Origin of the sequence: Pseudomonas sp. DG56-2, assembly GCF_004803755.1 — a bacterium.
GTDB lineage: Bacteria > Pseudomonadota > Gammaproteobacteria > Pseudomonadales > Pseudomonadaceae > Aquipseudomonas > Aquipseudomonas auratipiscis.
In genome coordinates, this window is the sequence record NZ_CP032311.1 from 4136612 (window position 1) to 4154162 (window position 17551).

15 protein-coding genes are annotated in these 17551 nt (G+C 59.4%); 13 read left to right on the top strand and 2 right to left on the bottom strand.

All coding sequences use genetic code 11. The annotated features are described in order from the left end of the window. Positions 1-7: 7 nt before the first annotated feature. The 3 genes from D3Z90_RS18890 to D3Z90_RS18900 all read left to right on the top strand — a co-directional run bounded on the left by D3Z90_RS18890 (position 8) and on the right by D3Z90_RS18900 (position 3435). Positions 8-1363, top strand: coding sequence for a nucleobase:cation symporter-2 family protein (locus D3Z90_RS18890; protein WP_136477456.1), 1356 nt, complete (start codon positions 8-10; stop codon positions 1361-1363). A gap of 134 nt (positions 1364-1497) precedes the next feature. Further along, positions 1498-2283 carry an outer membrane protein OmpK gene (locus D3Z90_RS18895; RefSeq protein WP_136477457.1) on the top strand — a complete coding sequence of 262 codons (786 nt, stop codon included), beginning with the start codon at positions 1498-1500 and terminating at the stop codon, positions 2281-2283. A gap of 363 nt (positions 2284-2646) precedes the next feature. Continuing rightward, positions 2647-3435, top strand: a complete 789-nt coding sequence (locus tag D3Z90_RS18900) for an outer membrane protein OmpK (protein WP_136477458.1) — start codon at positions 2647-2649, stop codon at positions 3433-3435. 82 nt (positions 3436-3517) lie between these two features. Here D3Z90_RS18900 and D3Z90_RS18905 read toward each other — a convergent pair whose 3' ends face one another. Further along, positions 3518-4426 carry a DUF808 domain-containing protein gene (locus tag D3Z90_RS18905; RefSeq protein WP_136477459.1) on the bottom strand — a complete coding sequence of 303 codons (909 nt, stop codon included), beginning with the start codon at positions 4424-4426 and terminating at the stop codon, positions 3518-3520. A gap of 145 nt (positions 4427-4571) precedes the next feature. On the opposite strand from D3Z90_RS18905, the gene D3Z90_RS18910 reads away from it, so the two are divergent. Further along, positions 4572-5180, top strand: a complete 609-nt coding sequence (locus D3Z90_RS18910; RefSeq protein ID WP_136477460.1) for a TetR/AcrR family transcriptional regulator — start codon at positions 4572-4574, stop codon at positions 5178-5180. Between the two features lie 60 nt (positions 5181-5240). Here D3Z90_RS18910 and D3Z90_RS18915 read toward each other — a convergent pair whose 3' ends face one another. Next, complete coding sequence (locus tag D3Z90_RS18915) at positions 5241-5681, bottom strand: heme-binding protein (protein ID WP_136477461.1); 441 nt, start codon at positions 5679-5681, stop codon at positions 5241-5243. A gap of 256 nt (positions 5682-5937) precedes the next feature. On the opposite strand from D3Z90_RS18915, the gene gcl reads away from it, so the two are divergent. The 9 genes from gcl to D3Z90_RS18960 all read left to right on the top strand — a co-directional run bounded on the left by gcl (position 5938) and on the right by D3Z90_RS18960 (position 17550). Beyond that, complete coding sequence (gene gcl, locus D3Z90_RS18920) at positions 5938-7713, top strand: glyoxylate carboligase (protein ID WP_136477462.1); 1776 nt, start codon at positions 5938-5940, stop codon at positions 7711-7713. Between the two features lie 57 nt (positions 7714-7770). Next, on the top strand, positions 7771-8553 hold the full coding sequence (hyi, locus tag D3Z90_RS18925) for a hydroxypyruvate isomerase (protein WP_136477463.1): 783 nt from the start codon (positions 7771-7773) through the stop codon (positions 8551-8553). Positions 8554-8605: 52 nt separating this feature from the next. After that, positions 8606-9499, top strand: a complete 894-nt coding sequence (locus D3Z90_RS18930; RefSeq protein WP_045200397.1) for a 2-hydroxy-3-oxopropionate reductase — start codon at positions 8606-8608, stop codon at positions 9497-9499. A 177-nt stretch (positions 9500-9676) separates the two neighbouring features. Beyond that, positions 9677-10951 carry a glycerate kinase gene (locus D3Z90_RS18935; RefSeq protein ID WP_136477464.1) on the top strand — a complete coding sequence of 425 codons (1275 nt, stop codon included), beginning with the start codon at positions 9677-9679 and terminating at the stop codon, positions 10949-10951. Continuing rightward, positions 10948-12363 (top strand): pyruvate kinase, encoded by a 1416-nt coding sequence (gene pyk, locus D3Z90_RS18940; RefSeq protein WP_136477465.1) that lies wholly within the window; start codon positions 10948-10950, stop codon positions 12361-12363. The genes D3Z90_RS18935 and pyk overlap by 4 nt, the downstream gene beginning before the upstream one ends. A gap of 153 nt (positions 12364-12516) precedes the next feature. After that, a complete protein-coding gene (locus D3Z90_RS18945) occupies positions 12517-13404 on the top strand; it encodes an urea transporter (RefSeq protein ID WP_136477466.1) in 888 nt (295 codons plus the stop codon). Between the two features lie 44 nt (positions 13405-13448). Continuing rightward, the gene (locus tag D3Z90_RS18950) at positions 13449-14273 is read left to right on the top strand and encodes an ion transporter (protein WP_136477467.1); all 825 of its coding nucleotides are present in this window, start codon (positions 13449-13451) and stop codon (positions 14271-14273) included. 93 nt (positions 14274-14366) lie between these two features. Then, on the top strand, positions 14367-15365 hold the full coding sequence (locus tag D3Z90_RS18955) for a sulfate ABC transporter substrate-binding protein (RefSeq protein WP_136477468.1): 999 nt from the start codon (positions 14367-14369) through the stop codon (positions 15363-15365). Between the two features lie 145 nt (positions 15366-15510). After that, positions 15511-17550 carry a mechanosensitive ion channel family protein gene (locus tag D3Z90_RS18960; protein ID WP_136477469.1) on the top strand — a complete coding sequence of 680 codons (2040 nt, stop codon included), beginning with the start codon at positions 15511-15513 and terminating at the stop codon, positions 17548-17550. The last annotated feature ends 1 nt before the right edge of the window (position 17551 follow it).

Here is a 17551-nt window from a genome sequence, read left to right on the forward strand (position 1 = left end):
GTGTTGCATGTCCGAGTCACGCAAGGCGTACATTCCTGTTGCGCCCCCACGACAGCCACTACCAATGTTCCAACTGTTCCTGGTGGGTCTACAACATGTCTTGCTGATGTACGGGGGTGCGATTGCCGTACCGCTGATCATCGGCCAGGCCGCCGGCCTTTCTCGTGAAGAAGTCGCTTTCCTGATCAATGCCGACCTGCTGGTCGCTGGTGTCGCCACCATCGTCCAGTCGTTCGGCATTGGCGCAGTCGGCATTCGTATGCCGGTGATGATGGGCGCAAGTTTTGCTGCAGTCGGCAGCATGGTAGCCATGGCCGGTATGCCCGGTGTCGGCCTGCAAGGCATCTTTGGTGCAACCATTGCCGCCGGCTTCTTCGGCATGCTGATCGCCCCGTTCATGTCCAAAGTGGTGCGCTTCTTCCCGCCGCTGGTGACCGGCACGGTCATCACCTCGATTGGTCTTTCGCTGTTTCCGGTAGCGGTCAATTGGGCCGGTGGCGGCGCTGAAGCGGAAACCTTCGGCTCCCCTATCTACTTGCTCGTGGCCGCGCTGGTGTTGATCACCATCCTTCTGGTCAATCGTTTCATGCGCGGCTTCTGGGTCAATGTCTCGGTGCTCATCGGCATGGGCCTGGGCTACATACTGGCTGGATCGATCGGCATGGTCGATCTCTCCGGTCTCAACGAAGCACCTTGGGTACAAGTCGTGACGCCGCTGCACTTCGGCATGCCGACCTTCAGCCTCGCGCCGATTCTGTCCATGTGTCTTGTCGTGGTCATCATCTTCGTCGAGTCCACCGGCATGTTCCTGGCACTGGGCAAGGTTACCGACCGTGAGGTCACCCCTGGCATGTTGCGCCGCGGCCTGATGTGCGATGCCGGTGCCTCCTTCGTCGCTGGCTTTTTCAACACCTTTACCCACTCCTCCTTCGCCCAGAACATCGGTCTGGTGCAAATGACCGGCGTGCGTTGCCGTTACGTCACCGTCGTTGCCGGGGGCTTCCTGATTCTGCTCAGCCTGCTGCCTAAGGCTGCCTTCCTGATCGCATCAATTCCGCCTGCAGTGCTGGGCGGGGCGTCGATTGCCATGTTCGGCATGGTCGCAGCCACCGGGATCAAGATCCTCCAGGAAGCGGACATCGCCGATCGCCGTAACCAGTTGCTGGTCGCCGTCAGCGTAGGCATGGGCCTGATTCCGGTGGTCCGTCCGGAGTTCTTCGCGCAAATGCCACAGTGGATGGAGCCGATCACCCATAGCGGCATCGCCATGGCGACGGTCAGCGCGCTGATCCTCAATCTTTTGTTCAACATCCTCGGCGGCGCCGAGCGTGCGGCGCATAACGACGCCGTCCACCAGCACTAAGCCTTTGGGCGGCGCTTGCCGCCCGGTTTTACCCGAGCAACACGCAGGACCGTCGGCTCGTGGGAGCGAGCCGACCGGGGCGCTTCGCGCCGAAACAACCCAAAACCAACAATAACAATGCCGGGAATCACAACATGAAAGGCATCACCACTTCCCTCCTGTTGGGTAGCAGTCTGCTGGCCGCTTTGCCAGCCACCGCAGGAGACCTGCTGCTCTGGCACACCGAAAGTCTGACGTATCTCTACGGCAAAGACTTCAAGGTCAACCCTGCCATCCAGCAGACCGTGACCTTCGAGCACGCCAACAAGTGGAAATACGGCGACACCTTCCTGTTCATCGACAAGATCTTCTACAACGGCGGTACCGACCGCAACAAGGGCAGTAACACCTACTACGGTGAGTTCAGCCCACGTTTGTCGCTCGGTAAGATCTTCGATCGCAAATTCGAGTTCGGCCCGATCAAGGACGTGTTGATTGCCATGACCTACGAGTCTGGCGAAGGCGACAACGAGGCCTACCTGATCGGCCCCGGCTTTGATCTGGCGATTCCCGGCTTCAACTACTTCACCCTCAACATCATGCAACGCAACACCGAGGGCAGCCGCCCAGGTGACGGCGTTTGGCAGATTACTCCGACTTTTTCCTACACCATTCCAATGGGCAAATCCGACATCCTGTTCGATGGCTACATTGATTGGGTAGTGGACAACGACGAGAGCCGACGGGGCACCTACCACGCCAACCTGCACTTCAACCCTCAGGTCAAATACGACCTGGGCAAGGCCTTGGACTTCGGTGCCAAGCAGTTGTACGTCGGTATCGAGTACAGCTATTGGAAAGATAAATACGGCATTGAAAACAATGGGCGCCTCGACACCAATCAGAACGTGACCAGCGCCCTGGTTAAGTTTCATTTCTAAAACCTGACCAAACGCACAGTTTTAGCTATACCTGCTCCATGACGGAGCACTTGAGGACCAGCGCGCAAGCCAGTAATCTGCGCGCCCTCTCGATCAGGGCAAGAGGGATCTTGCCTGCGTTTGCTGACCGCTCAGTCAATGAATTCGGGCGGTTGGCAAGCGTTACGCCAGCCTGAAACACCCTTTTCATCTGTTCAGAACGATGTCGAGCAGGATTGTTGCGCCGTACGCGGAAAGTTGGCGCAGCTCTTGCCAAATAGCTGTGGGTAATCGAAAAAAACTGACTCAAAAGACAAGTATTTGGACCCAACGGTGCCACTCAGAGTACCGACCAACAGATTCAATCAAGGGAGCAACTCAGCGATGCGCATGACCAATAGCCTGATTCTTGCCGGCAGCTTGCTGGCGGCCAGCACGGCCGCCACCGCCGGTGATCTGCTGCAATGGCAGAACAACAGCCTGACCTATCTGTGGGGCAAGAACTTTGCCGTCAACCCGGAAGTTCAGCAGACCGTGACCTTCGAGCACGCCGATGGCTGGAAATACGGTGACAACTTCTTCTTCGTCGACAAGATCTTCTACAACGGTGACAAGGACTTCAACAACGGTCCCAACACCTACTACGGCGAGTTCAGCCCACGCCTGTCGTTCGGCAAGATCTTCGATCAGAAACTCGAGTTTGGTCCGATCAAGGACGTGCTGCTGGCCATGACCTACGAGTTTGGCGAAGGCGATACCGAGTCCTATCTGATCGGCCCTGGTTTCGACCTGGCAATCCCGGGCTTCGATTACTTCCAGCTGAACTTCTACCAGCGCAATACCGAAGGCAGCCGTGCCGGTGACAATGTCTGGCAGATCACCCCGGTATGGTCCTACACCATTCCTGTGGGCAAATCCGACATTCTCATCGATGGTTTCATGGACTGGGTCGTCGACAACGATGCCACCAGCCGCCGTGGCACCTACCACGCCAACCTGCACTTCAACCCACAGGTCAAGTATGACCTGGGTAAAGCGCTGAACTGGGGTGAGAAGCAACTGTACGTCGGTTTTGAATACGACTACTGGAAGAACAAGTACGGGATCAAAGACAGCGACGCCTTCGATACCGATCAGAACACCGCCAGCTTCCTGGTCAAAGTGCATTTCTGATAGTTGTAATCGCGGGGCTAGCCCCGCTCCCACACTAAACCAACCGTTCTGTGTGAGAGCGGGCTTGCCCCGCGATAGGCGATCAGCCCTTCAGCGCTCGCCAGATCTTGCCGACAACAGCGACCACCGCCAGCACCGCGGCACCCGCGACGATCCCTATGCCGGCATTGAGCAAGGCCCCGGTCAACGCCCCGCCCCGCCCTTCACTGAATGCTTCGATGGCATGATGCAAGGGTGCAACGCCGTGCACCAGAATCCCACCGCCGACCAGAAACATCGCTGCAGTACCAATCACTGACAGACTTTTCATCATGTACGGTGCCGCGCGCAGGATGCCGTTGCCCAATGCCTTGGCCGCAACGGAAGTTTTCCGGGTCAGCCACAAGCCCAGGTCATCGAGCTTGACGATACCGGCGACCAGGCCATAGACACCTATGGTCATGACTATGGCAATGCCCGACAGCACGATGATCTGCTGTGTCAACGGCGCGTCAGCCACGGTTCCCAGAGTAATTGCGATGATTTCTGCCGAGAGGATGAAATCGGTGCGAATGGCGCCTTTGATCTTGCTCTGCTCGAACGCCACAAGATCGACCGTAGGATCAGCCACTGCCTCGACCAAAGCGGTGTGTTCGGCCTGATCCTGTTCCTTGCTGTGAAGAAACTTGTGCGCCAGTTTTTCAAAGCCTTCAAAACACAGGAAGGCGCCACCGACCATCAACAGCGGCGTGACCGCCCAGGGAATGAAGGCACTGATCAGCAGCGCTGCCGGCACCAGAATCAGCTTGTTCAGGAATGATCCCTTGGCCACCGCCCAGACCACCGGAATTTCCCGCTCGGCGCGCACCCCGGTCACTTGCTGGGCGTTCAGGGCCAGGTCGTCGCCCAGTACACCTGCGGTCTTTTTCGCTGCGACCTTGGTCATCACCGAAACATCATCGAGTACCGTGGCGATGTCATCGATCAACACCAAAAGACTGCTTCCTGCCATGTTTGCTTGATTCCAGCGGGTTGAGAAGGGGTCAGTCTAGCTCAAAGTCGCCACCTTGAGCCCTTCACAAACGCGGTGCTACCATGCGCAACCGCCTTACAGGCCCGGCGCCGCCTACGGCCCGACACGAGGAACAGCGTCAACCATGAGCAGCATTCGCGAGCGCAATAAAGAACTGATCCTGCGTGCGGCCAGTGAAGAGTTCGCCGACAAGGGCTTCGCCGCCACCAAGACCAGCGATATCGCGGCCAAGGCCGGGCTGCCCAAGCCAAACGTGTACTACTACTTCAAATCCAAGGAAAACCTCTATCGCGAGGTGCTCGAGAGCATCATCGAACCGATCATGCAGGCGTCCACGCCGTTCAATGCCGCCGGCGATCCGAAAGAAGTCTTGAGTTCCTACATCCGCTCGAAAGTGCGTATCTCCCGCGACTTGCCCTTCGCCTCGAAAGTGTTCGCCAGCGAGATCATGCACGGCGCCCCGCACCTGAGCCCTAGTCAGGTGGAACAGCTCAACGTGCAGGCTCGGCACAACATCGACTGTATCCAGGCCTGGATCGACCGTGGACAGATTGCCTCAGTCGACCCGCACCACCTGATGTTCAGCATCTGGGCGGCGACCCAGACCTACGCTGATTTCGATTGGCAGATATCGGTGGTCACGGGCAAGGCCAAGCTTGAGGACAGCGACTATGAGGCTGCTACGCAGACCATTATTCGTCTGGTGCTCAAGGGGTGTGAGCCGGATTTGTAGTGTTTTATCGCGAGGCAAACCCACTCCCATGCTGGCGGTGGGCTTGCCTGGTGATGGGTTTTAAGCCGCTACACCGGCATCCGCCGTCAACCCCGCCTCTTCGATCGCACTGATCGCGCACTGCTCATCGATATCCGATGTGTCGCCACTGATACCAATCGCCCCCAACACCACGCCCTGTTGATTGCGAATCAGCACGCCACCGGGCGCCGGCACTACCGGGCTCTGACCCAGGCCATTGAGCGCAGCGAAAAACGCTGGGCGCTGCTGTGCGTCCAGCGCCAGCAGGCGTGAGCCCTTGCCCAGGGCGATAGCACCCCAGGCTTTGCCCATTGCCACTTGCGGACGCAATAGGCTGGCGCCGTCTTCGCGTTGCAGCGCCAACAGGTGGCCACCGTTGTCGAGCACCGCCACCGTCAACGGTGCGGCGGAGATCTTGCGACCCGCTGCCAGCGCGGTGTTCACCAGGCTGACAGCAACTTTCAGGGTCAATGCGTTCATGGAAAGGTCCTCTTATTGTTAGAAGCCCTGAGGGCAGGTGTGAAAGCAATAGAACAAATAGAACACAATGGCGAATATTTTTGTATACAATATTTACATCGCGACAAACCAATTCTGACGAAATGCCTTTTTTAAGGCGTTCCCGACGAAAGCACCTGCCGCTGATGAAAATGGATTGACCAGAGTCGCTTGGCGTGAATACACTCTGACGAAAAGCCACTTGTATACAATTACAAAATCAATGAGGCACAAAACCATGAGCAAAATGAGAGCAATTGATGCAGCCGTTCTGGTGATGCGCCGCGAAGGTGTTGAAACCGCGTTTGGTATTCCGGGTGCTGCAATCAACCCGCTGTACTCGGCACTGAAGAAAGTCGGCGGTATCGATCACGTCCTCGCTCGTCACGTTGAAGGCGCCTCGCACATGGCCGAGGGCTACACCCGCACCAAGGCCGGCAACATCGGCGTGTGCATCGGCACTTCCGGCCCTGCCGGCACTGACATGGTCACCGGCCTGTACAGTGCTAGCGCCGACTCCATCCCAATCCTGTGCATCACCGGCCAAGCGCCGCGTGCCCGTATGCACAAGGAAGATTTCCAGGCCGTCGACATCACCAGCATTGTCAAGCCGGTGACCAAGTGGGCGACCACCGTTCTGGAACCAGGCCAAGTGCCTTACGCCTTCCAGAAAGCGTTCTATGAAATGCGCTCCGGTCGTCCAGGCCCTGTATTGATCGACCTGCCGTTCGACGTACAGATGGCCGAGATCGAATTCGACATCGATGCCTACCAGCCGCTGCCCGTGCAAAAGCCTGCGGCCAACCGTGTGCAGGTCGAGAAGGCCCTGGCCATGCTCGACACCGCCGAGCGTCCACTGCTGGTCGCCGGTGGCGGCATCATCAACGCCGACGCTTGCGACAAGCTGGTCGAGTTCGCCGAACTGACCGGTATTCCAGTCATCCCTACCCTGATGGGCTGGGGCATCATTCCTGACGATCACCCCCTGATGGTCGGTATGGTCGGTCTGCAGACTTCGCACCGCTACGGCAACGCCACCATGCTCAAGTCGGACGTGGTCCTGGGTATCGGTAACCGTTGGGCCAACCGCCACACCGGTTCTGTCGATGTCTACACCGAAGGCCGTCGCTTCATTCACGTCGACATCGAACCAACCCAGATCGGCCGGGTATTCACCCCTGACCTGGGTATCGTTTCCGATGCCGGTGCGGCGCTGGATGTGTTCCTGGAAGTGGCGCGCGAGTGGAAAGCCGCTGGCAAGCTCAAGGATCGCGGCGCCTGGTTGGAAGATTGCCAACAGCGCAAGTCCAGCCTGCAACGTAAGACCCACTTCGACAACGTGCCAGTCAAGCCACAGCGCGTTTACGAAGAAATGAACCAGGTATTCGGCAAGGACACCTGCTACGTCAGCACCATCGGTCTGTCGCAGATTGCCGGCGCCCAGTTCCTGCACGTGTACAAGCCGCGCCACTGGATCAACTGTGGCCAGGCTGGCCCGCTGGGCTGGACCATCCCTGCTGCCCTGGGCGTGGTCAAGGCCGACCCAAGCCGCAAAGTCGTGGCGCTGTCGGGCGACTATGACTTCCAGTTCATGATCGAAGAGCTGGCCGTAGGCGCGCAGTTCAATCTGCCGTACATCCACGTACTGGTGAACAACTCGTACCTGGGGCTGATCCGCCAGGCTCAACGTGGCTTCGAGATGGACTACTGTGTGCAACTGGCGTTCGAGAACGTCAACGCACCGGAACTCAACGGTTATGGTGTCGACCACGTTGCTGTCGTCGAAGGCCTGGGTTGCAAGGCCCTGCGCGTGACCGAACCAAGCGAAATCGCCCCCGCCCTGCTCAAGGCGCAGAAGCTGGCCGAAGAGTTCAAGGTTCCGGTGGTGGTCGAGGTTATCCTCGAGCGCGTGACCAACATTTCCATGGGCACTGAAATCAACGCGGTCAATGAATTCGAAGACCTCGCTCTGGTCGGCAATGACGCGCCAACCGCAATTTCCATGCTCGACTGATCGCAGCAAAGGCCCTGTCGCGACATGCACAGGGCCCACTTTTGCAAGGAGACAACCATGCCACGTTTCGCCGCTAACCTGTCCATGCTGTTCACCGAGCAGGACTTTCTCGCCCGTTTCAAGGCTGCAGCCGACGCCGGCTTCAGCGGTGTCGAATACCTGTTCCCGTACGACTTCAGCTCGGCTGAAATCAAGCAGCAGCTCGATGCCCACGGCCTGACCCAGGTGCTGTTCAACCTGCCTGCCGGTGACTGGGCCAACGGTGATCGCGGCATCGCGTGCGATCCGGCTCGCGTCGAGCAGTTCCGTGCTGGCGTCGACCTGGCCATTGCCTACGCCCAGGTGCTGGGCAACACCCAGGTCAACTGCCTGGCGGGTATTCGTCCTCAAGGCCCGGATTGCGCCACCGTACGCAAGACCTTCGTCGACAACCTCAAGTACGCTGCCGACAAACTGCAAGCCGCCGGGATCAAGCTGGTCATGGAAATGATCAACACCCGTGACATCCCAGGCTTCTACCTGAACACCACCAAGCAGGCCCTGGAGATCCAGGCCGAAGTTGGCAGCAGCAACCTGTTCCTGCAGTACGACATCTACCACATGCAAATCATGGAAGGGGATCTGGCTCGCACCATGGAAGGCAACCTGGCCAAGATCAACCACATCCAGCTTGCTGACAACCCAGGCCGTAACGAGCCGGGTACTGGCGAAATCAACTACCGCTTCCTCTTCGAACACCTGGACCGCATTGGCTACCAGGGCTGGGTGGGCTGTGAATACAAGCCGCTGACCACCACCGAAGCAGGCCTGGGCTGGTTGAAAACGCACAACGCGATCTAAGTACCCGCTCGCATCGGGTCACCCTATCGAACAATTACAAGAGGCATCTCTCATGGCTAAAATCGGATTTATCGGCACCGGCATCATGGGCCGCCCAATGGCGCAGAACCTGCAGAAAGCCGGTCACAGCCTGTTCCTGTCCACCCATCACGATGCAGCCCCGGCTGACCTGGTCGCCGCAGGCGCCGTCGCCCTGGCCAACCCGAAGGAAGTGGCTCAGGAAGCCGAATTCATCATCGTCATGGTGCCCGATACCCCACAGGTTGAAGCGGTACTGTTTGGTGACAACGGTGTTGCCCAGGGCGTGGGCCCGAACAAGGTCGTGATCGACATGAGCTCGATCTCCCCTACCGCCACCAAAGCCTTTGCCGAGAAGATCAAGGCTACCGGCGCTACCTACCTGGACGCCCCTGTTTCCGGTGGTGAAGTCGGTGCCAAAGCCGCGACCCTGAGCATCATGGTCGGTGGTTGCCCGAATGCCTTCGAGCGCGCACTGCCGCTGTTCCAGGTCATGGGCAAGAACATCACCCGCGTGGGTGGTAGCGGCGACGGCCAGACCGCCAAGGTTGCCAACCAGATCATCGTCGCCCTTAACATTCAGGCCGTAGCCGAAGCTCTGCTGTTTGCCGCCAAGAACGGCGCAGACCCTGCCAAGGTTCGTGAAGCACTGATGGGTGGCTTCGCTTCTTCGAAGATCCTCGAAGTACACGGCGAGCGCATGATCAAGGGCACCTTCGATCCAGGTTTCCGCATCAGCCTGCACCAGAAGGACCTGAACCTGGCCCTGCAAGGCGCCAAAGAGCTGAACATCAACCTGCCCAACACCGCCAACGCCCAGCAAGTGTTCAGCACCTGCGCAGCTATCGGTGGCGCCAACTGGGACCACTCGGCGCTGATCAAAGGCCTCGAGCACATGGCGAACTTCTCCATTCGCGGCGAAGAGTAAGTAAAAGCAGTAAGTAGCAAGCTTCAAGCGGCAAGAAGAGGCAGGCCGCGCATCGATCTGCCGCTCTTGCAGCTTGGAACTTGACGCTAAAGCGCACCACCGCCCCTGGGTATGCCTGCACGGAGGTCTGCCCAGGGGCGTTTTCGGTTTTGAAGAATAATAAGATTGGAGCCTGCCATGTCGGTCGATCCGCAACACTTTCTGCGCGAGTTGTTCGCCACGGCCATCGATGCCGCACACCCTCGCCAGGTGCTTGAAGCACACCTGCCCAGCGACCGCAGTGGTCGCGTCATAGTCATCGGCGCCGGCAAGGCCGCAGCGGCCATGGCTGAAGTGGTCGAACGCAATTGGCAAGGCCCGGTTTCCGGCCTGGTTGTGACCCGCTACGGGCACGGCGCCAGTTGCTCGAAGATCGAAGTAGTCGAAGCGGCGCACCCGGTTCCCGATGCCGCAGGCCTGGCGGTCGCCAAGCGTGTGCTGGAGATGGTCAGCAACCTCAGCGCTGACGACCGGGTCATTTTCCTGCTCTCCGGTGGTGGCTCTGCGCTGCTGGCACTGCCCGCCGAAGGCCTGACCCTGGCCGATAAGCAGCAGATCAACAAAGCGCTACTCAAGTCCGGCGCCACCATCGGCGAGATGAACTGTGTGCGCAAGCACCTCTCGGCGATCAAGGGCGGCCGCCTGGCCAAGGCCTGCTGGCCTGCCACGGTCTACACCTATGCAATTTCCGATGTACCTGGCGACCTGGCCACGGTCATCGCCTCCGGCCCTACCGTGGCCGACCCGAGCACTTCAGCCGAAGCGTTGGCAATCCTCAAGCGCTACAACATTGAAGCTCCCGCTGCAGTCACCGCCTGGTTGAACAACCCAGCCTCGGAAACCGTCAAGGCGGATGACCCTGCATTGGCGCGCAGCCACTTCCAACTCATCGCCCGCCCCCAGCAGTCGCTGGAAGCTGCAGCGGTCAAAGCCCGCCAGGCAGGCTTCAGCCCACTGATTCTCGGCGACCTGGAAGGCGAATCACGGGAAGTCGCCAAGGTTCATGCCGGCATTGCCCGTCAGATCGTGCTGCACGGCCAACCGTTGTCGCCACCCTGCGTGATCCTTTCCGGTGGTGAGACAACTGTCACCGTACGCGGCAATGGCCGTGGCGGACGCAACGCCGAGTTCCTCCTGAGCCTGACCGAAAGCCTGAAGGGATTGCCCGGTGTCTACGCCCTGGCCGGCGACACCGATGGTATCGATGGCTCGGAAGACAACGCCGGTGCCCTGATGACCCCGCAAAGCTATGCACGCGCGGCAGCCTTGGGGCTGTCGGCCAGCGATGAACTGGACAACAACAATGGCTATGGCTACTTCGCCGCGCTCGACGCCTTGATCGTCACCGAGCCGACGCGGACCAACGTCAACGATTTTCGCGCCATTCTGATCCTTGAGAGTGCCAAACCATGACGCCTGACAAAAAAGTCAAAATCCTCGCTACCCTGGGCCCTGCCATCAAGGGTATCGATGACATTCGCCAACTGGTCGAGTCGGGAGTGAACATCTTCCGCCTCAACTTCAGCCACGGCGAACACGAAGACCACGCCCTGCGCTTCCAGTGGATTCGCGAAGTAGAGAGCCAGCTCAACTACCCGCTGGGGATTCTCATGGACCTGCAGGGGCCGAAGCTGCGCGTCGGCCGCTTCGCCGAGGGCAAGGTCCAGTTGCAACGTGGCCAGGCCCTGCGCCTGGACCTGGACAGCACCCCCGGGACCCTCGAGCGGGTCAACCTGCCGCATCCGGAAATCATCGCGGCCCTGGAACCTGGCATGGACCTGCTGCTCGATGACGGCAAACTGCGTCTGCGGGTTACCGCCAAGCACGATGACGCCATCGAGACCGAAGTACTCAATGGCGGCGAGCTGTCCGACCGTAAAGGCGTCAACGTACCGCAAGCCGTGCTGGACCTCAGCCCCCTGACCGCCAAGGACCGCCGCGACCTGACCTTCGGTCTTGAGCTGGGTGTGGACTGGGTGGCATTGTCGTTCGTGCAGCGCCCGGAAGACATCGTTGAAGCACGTCAGTTGATTGGCGATCGCGCCTACCTGATGGCCAAGATCGAGAAGCCGTCGGCCGTCACTCAATTGCGTGCCATTGCCGAGCTCAGCGACGCAATCATGGTCGCCCGTGGTGACCTGGGTGTGGAAGTGCCGGCCGAAAGCGTGCCGCAGATCCAGAAAAGCATCATCAACACGTGCCGCGAGCTGGGCAAACCCGTAGTGGTTGCCACGCAGATGCTCGAATCGATGCGTTTTTCCCCAGCCCCGACCCGCGCTGAAGTTACCGACGTGGCCAATGCCGTGGCGGAAGGTGCCGATGCGGTGATGCTTTCGGCTGAGACGGCCTCCGGCGATTACCCGCTTGAAGCCGTGCAGATGATGAGCAAGATCATCCGTCAGGTCGAGAACGGTCCGGATTATCAGGCCCAACTGGATGTGGGGCGGCCCAAGGCAGAAGCAACGGTTTCCGATGCCATCAGCTGTGCGATCCGTCGCATTAGCGGCATCTTGCCTGTGGCGGTGCTGGTCAACTACAGCGAGTCGGGCGCATCGACCCTGCGTGCCGCTCGCGAGCGGCCACGGGCACCGATCCTCAACTTGACGCCGAACCTGGCCACCGCCCGACGCTTGAGCGTGGCTTGGGGTGTGCACTCAGTGGTCAATGATCGCCTGCGCCAGGTCGATGAAATCTGCTCCACCGCACTGGAAATCGCCCAGGCCCAAGGCATGGCGAGCCGTGGCGACACCCTGTTGATTACTGCAGGTGTGCCTTTTGGCAAACCTGGATCGACTAACACGCTGCGGATCGAAACCTTGGTCTGACGTAATAATCATCGCGGGGCAAGCCCGCTCCCACAGGCACATGATGCCTTGCCGGGAACGAGCTAGCCCCGCGATGGCTACGACACACTATCCACGTGGGAAAACCCAGCCCGATAGAGGCTGCCCCACTCCACATCAACCCAGACTGCCCCCATGTACACCAAGAATTTCGTCAATCCGTGCCCCGACTGGGCCACGGCCTTGCTCAATGGCTTCAGCCAGGTGCTGCTGCAGCGCAACCCGCTGTGCGGCCTGTCATGCCTGCTGGCTATCACCCTGACTGCCCCCGACCTGATCGGCGGTGCCTTGCTCGGCGCCCTCGCCGGCCTGCTCACCGCCCAACGTCGTGGCTACAATCGTACGGATCGCCAAGCCGGCCTGTATAGCTACAACGGCGTACTGATCGGCCTTCTGCTCAGCTACGCACTCCCCTGGTCGGCCATCCTGCCACCGCTGATCATCGCCGCTGGCGGCCTGAGCAGCATGATCGTGCATCAGTGGCTCAAGCGCGCCAGCTCCAACCTACTGCTGCCCGCCTACACGGCACCGTTCGTGTTGATCGGCTGGGCAGTGCTGCTGGTCAGTGAACCGAGCGCCGCCGCTTCCAGCCCGATCGAGCACAACGCGCTTTATGCCCTGGCATGCGGTCTCGGTCAGGTCTTCTTGCTGGACAGCCCTTTCGCCGGCCTGTTGATCGCCATCGGCTTGTTCATCTCCAACCGCTACGCCGCTGCCTGGGCATTACTCGGCGCAGCGCTGGGTGGAAGTGTCGCCCTGCTCGGCGGTGAAGCCAACGCAGCCTATGCCGGTCTGTACGGTTTCAATGCCGCCCTCGCCGCCCTCGCCTTCAGTCAGACGCGCAAACAGCCGTGGCTGCCGCTGCTGGCAATTATCCTGGCAATCATTCTGCAACCGCTGGTTGCGCAACTGCCGGTGCCAGGTCTGACCGCCCCCTTCATTCTTGCCTGTTGGCTGGTACTAATCGGCCAGCGCCTGACACGTCAGCCGCTCACCCGCAGGACCGGCCGCTTGCATAGCTGAAGCGCTGCCCCTAGGCTCAGCTGCATTGTGCAATGGAGCTGAGCATGGACACCCCTTCGAGCTGGCGCGAGCGGCTCTTCGTTATCGTTTTTCAAACCGACACCGTGGCCGGCCGACGTTTTGACAGCATCTTGTTGCTGATCATCCTGGCCAGCCTGATCACTGTAATCCTCGACAGCATTGATGACGTCCACCAGAACTACGCCGGACTTCTGGCCTCGATCGAGTGGGGTTTCACCGCCATCTTTCTGGCTGAGTATCTGGTGCGCTTGTACTGCTCACCCAAGCCGCTGCGCTACGCCTTCAGCTTTTACGGGCTGGTTGACCTGTTGGCCATTGTCCCGGGGATCATTGCCCTGTACTACAGCGACGCACAGTATCTGCTGATCATTCGGGTCATTCGAATGCTGCGGATCTTTCGCGTGCTCAAGCTCAGTCCTTACCTCAAGCAAGCGCATTACCTGCTTTCAGCCCTGCAAGGCAGCAAACAGAAAATCATCGTGTTTCTGGTCAGCGTCTCTACCCTGGTGACCGTATTCGGCACCCTTATGTATGTGGTCGAAGGACCTGAACATGGCTTCAGCAGCATCCCCAAGGGTATTTACTGGGCGATCGTGACCCTGACCACGGTCGGCTTTGGCGACATCGTCCCGAAGACGCCACTGGGCCAGGTGATTTCCTCGATGGTGATGATCACCGGTTACTCGATCATTGCCGTACCCACGGGCATTTTTACCGCTGAACTGGCCAATGCCATGCGCGGTGAGCAACTCAAGCACGATTGTCCGGTCTGTCACAAAGGCCACCATGAACATGGCGCGGCCTTCTGCTCGCGCTGTGGCAATGCACTGTTCAAGAAAATGGAATAAGCAAAGCACTTTTTAATCTTTTAGCGCCTAAGCTTCACCCGCTATAGTCGCTGGCATAATGCCTTTAACGCTAATTCGAACAAGGAATGCGCAGTGAAAAAACTCTTTAGTGCCTCGCTCCTGGCTGCCGGTCTTGCTGTCAGCGCCCTGGCTCAGGCCGCGCCGCCCCTGCTGAACGTTTCTTATGACGTAATGCGCGACTTCTACAAGGACTACAACGTCGCCTTCCAGAAGCACTGGGAAGCCGAGCACAAAGAGAAGCTCACCGTACAGATGTCCTTTGGTGGTTCGAGCAAACAAGCGCGCTCGGTGATCGATGGCCTGCCAGCTGACGTCATCACCATGAATATGGCCACCGACATCAATGCCCTGGCTGACAACGGCAAACTGGTCCCGGAGAACTGGGTAACCCGCCTGCCGAACAACAGCGCGCCGTTCACTTCGGCCACCGTGTTTATCGTGCGCAAAGGCAACCCCAAGGCCCTCAAAGACTGGCCTGACCTGCTCAAGGACGGGGTTCAGGTCATCGTGCCGAACCCGAAAACCTCCGGCAACGGCCGTTACACCTACCTCTCTGCCTGGGGCTATGTCCTGAAGAACGGCGGTGACGAGAACAAGGCCAAGGACTTTGTCGGCAAGCTGTTCAAGCAGGCCCCTGTACTCGACACAGGCGGTCGCGCGGCGACCACCACGTTCATGACCAACCAGATCGGCGATGTGCTGGTGACCTTCGAGAACGAGGCCGAGATGATCGCCCGCGAGTTCGGTCGTGATCAGTTCGAGGTTATCTATCCAAGCGTTTCCGCCGAAGCAGAGCCACCCGTGACGGTAGTCGACAAGGTCGTGGACAAGAAAGGCACCCGTGCCACTGCCGAGGAATACCTCAAGTACCTGTGGTCGCCAGAAGCCCAGGAAATTGCCGCCAACAACTACCTGCGTCCGCGTGATGCAACCGTGCTGGCCAAGTACACCGACCGTTTCCCGAAAGTCGACTTTTTGTCGGTGGAGAAAACCTTTGGTGACTGGCGCACTGTGCAGAAAACCCACTTCAACGATGGTGGCGTGTTCGACCAGATTTACACCGGGCAGTAATGCCTGAACAGCACCGGCAGGGGCAGGCCGCCCCTGTCGGTTGCGTCTTTAGCTGCATTGAAAATGCCTTCAGTTCTGCGCTATTTCCAACCTGCCAGCGTTCATTGACTACCCTTTCCGTGGTCCACGGTTTAAGGAGTACCCAGTGATCCGATCATTCCTCGCCTTTGTGCTTGGCTGCCTGCTGAGCCTCCAGTTGGCGACCGCCGCCCCTCTGCTACCCACCGCGGATAAAACCGCAAAGCCCGCTGAGCCTGTGGTTCAAGGGGGCCTGCTGGGGGCCATTGCCGATGGTTTGGATGATGTCAGTCAGGAACTGGATGTCGACAACCACCTGGTCGACAACTGGCGCCTGCGTGCCGATCGTGCCGCCGATGAAGTCGATCAATTGGTCAGTCAACCTTCAGGGCTCAGTTCACTGGAGCTGTGGCGCGATTTTGCCACCCTCACGGTCACCTGGCTGATCGCTTTTGTGGTGCTTACCAACCTGGGCCGAATGCTCGCCCGTCTCTGCAGCCGCTCCCGCCTGCTTCGGACCCGACCGCGCCCCAGCCGCGTCTGCAAGGACTTGCTGGCCTACACCTTGCCCGCCCTGGCGAGCCTGGTGATAACCCTCTATGTCAGCCACTTTCTGGCCATATCGCCTGGACGTGCCTTGGGCATGAGCCTGGCCTACGCGACCAGCAGCGGGATTTTCTCGACCTCGATCATCCTTTGCCTGATCACCCTGTTCGACACCGGCCACAAACGCACAGCCGTGCGCATCATTCGTCGCTTGGGGCCACGGCCGTTGTTCCTGATCGGCTTTCTCGCCGCCTGGAGCGATGCCCTGACCAGCCCGCAGATCGCACGCCAACTGGGCGGCAACATCACCAGCAGCATCGCCGCCTTTACCGGTTTGCTGGCAACCCTGGCCTTCGCTGTACTGATACTCAAACTGCGTCGACCGGTGGCTCATCTGATTCGCAACCGGGCACTGCCCGACCGCCTGCAACACCGTGCCGTGCAAGAGACACTGAGGATATTCTCGGCGCTGTGGTTCCTGCCGATCCTGATGATGATCCTGGTGTCGGCGATTCACTTGATCGGTGCCGGCGAAGAGAGCCAGCGCGCCCTGCAAAAAGCCCTGCTGACCTCGATCCTGCTGATCGGCACGGTGTTTCTCAGCACTGTCCTGCAACGTATGTTCAAACCGGAGGAGCACGGAGATAACCGGCAACGCTTACGCCCCTACAAGGAACTGCTGCGCAACCTGGTCCATGCGCTGTTGCGTATTGCCATGGCGATAGCGTTCATCGAACTGTTGGGACGTATCTGGGGCTTTTCGGTGCTCGACTTCGCCCTGCGCAACACCCTGGGACGCGCTATCAGCGATTCTCTGAGCAGCATCGGTCTGATTTTGCTGGTCACCTGGCTGCTCTGGGTGGTAATCGACACCGCAATCCAGGATGCACTCAAACCCACACCCGGGCGGCGCACCTCGCGCCAACCCAGCACCCGGGTGCGGACCATTCTGCCGATGCTGCGCAATGCGATAAAAATTATTCTGGTGGTCATCTGCACCATCACCACCATGGCCAACCTGGGGATCAACGTTTCGCCGTTCCTAGCAGGCGCCGGGGTGGTCGGCCTGGCCATCGGCTTTGGCTCCCAGCAACTGGTACAGGACGTGATCACCGGCTTGTTCATCCTCATCGAAGACACCATCGCCATCGGCGATTGGGTGGTGCTCGATTCCGGCCATGCCGGTACGGTCGAGAGCCTGACTATCCGCACCCTGCGCCTGCGCGATGGCAAGGGCTTCGTGCACTCGGTGCCGTTCGGTCAAATCAAGGCGGTAACCAACCAGTCCAGACAATTCGCCTACGCGTTTTTCTCGGTGCAGTTCAGTTACGAGACCGACATCGACAGCGCCTTGAAATTGATTCGTGAAGTCGGTCACTCCATCAGCGAAGACCCGATGCTGCGCCACAGTCTGCAAGGCCCTCTGCAGGTGTTCGGGGTCGATAGCATGAACCTCAATGGCATTACCCTCACCGCACAGTTTCGCACCACATCCGGCGGGCAGTACGCCGTCAACCGTGCGTTCAACGAGCGTCTGAAAAAACGGGTGGACCAGACTGACGATGTCAGCTTTGCACAATACAACCCACCCCCTGCGCGAGGCGCCGATGGCCCAGCCTGAT

What these genes read in the sequence shown, in the direction of transcription:
- D3Z90_RS18890 (WP_136477456.1), top strand. Translation starts at nt 8, where the DNA reads ATGTCCGAGTCACGCAAGGCGTACATTCCTGTTGCGCCCCCACGACAG.
- D3Z90_RS18895 (WP_136477457.1), top strand. Translation starts at nt 1,498, where the DNA reads ATGAAAGGCATCACCACTTCCCTCCTGTTGGGTAGCAGTCTGCTGGCC.
- D3Z90_RS18900 (WP_136477458.1), top strand. Translation starts at nt 2,647, where the DNA reads ATGCGCATGACCAATAGCCTGATTCTTGCCGGCAGCTTGCTGGCGGCC.
- D3Z90_RS18905 (WP_136477459.1), bottom strand. Translation starts at nt 4,426, where the DNA reads ATGGCAGGAAGCAGTCTTTTGGTGTTGATCGATGACATCGCCACGGTA.
- D3Z90_RS18910 (WP_136477460.1), top strand. Translation starts at nt 4,572, where the DNA reads ATGAGCAGCATTCGCGAGCGCAATAAAGAACTGATCCTGCGTGCGGCC.
- D3Z90_RS18915 (WP_136477461.1), bottom strand. Translation starts at nt 5,681, where the DNA reads ATGAACGCATTGACCCTGAAAGTTGCTGTCAGCCTGGTGAACACCGCG.
- gcl (WP_136477462.1), top strand. Translation starts at nt 5,938, where the DNA reads ATGAGCAAAATGAGAGCAATTGATGCAGCCGTTCTGGTGATGCGCCGC.
- hyi (WP_136477463.1), top strand. Translation starts at nt 7,771, where the DNA reads ATGCCACGTTTCGCCGCTAACCTGTCCATGCTGTTCACCGAGCAGGAC.
- D3Z90_RS18930 (WP_045200397.1), top strand. Translation starts at nt 8,606, where the DNA reads ATGGCTAAAATCGGATTTATCGGCACCGGCATCATGGGCCGCCCAATG.
- D3Z90_RS18935 (WP_136477464.1), top strand. Translation starts at nt 9,677, where the DNA reads ATGTCGGTCGATCCGCAACACTTTCTGCGCGAGTTGTTCGCCACGGCC.
- pyk (WP_136477465.1), top strand. Translation starts at nt 10,948, where the DNA reads ATGACGCCTGACAAAAAAGTCAAAATCCTCGCTACCCTGGGCCCTGCC.
- D3Z90_RS18945 (WP_136477466.1), top strand. Translation starts at nt 12,517, where the DNA reads ATGTACACCAAGAATTTCGTCAATCCGTGCCCCGACTGGGCCACGGCC.
- D3Z90_RS18950 (WP_136477467.1), top strand. Translation starts at nt 13,449, where the DNA reads ATGGACACCCCTTCGAGCTGGCGCGAGCGGCTCTTCGTTATCGTTTTT.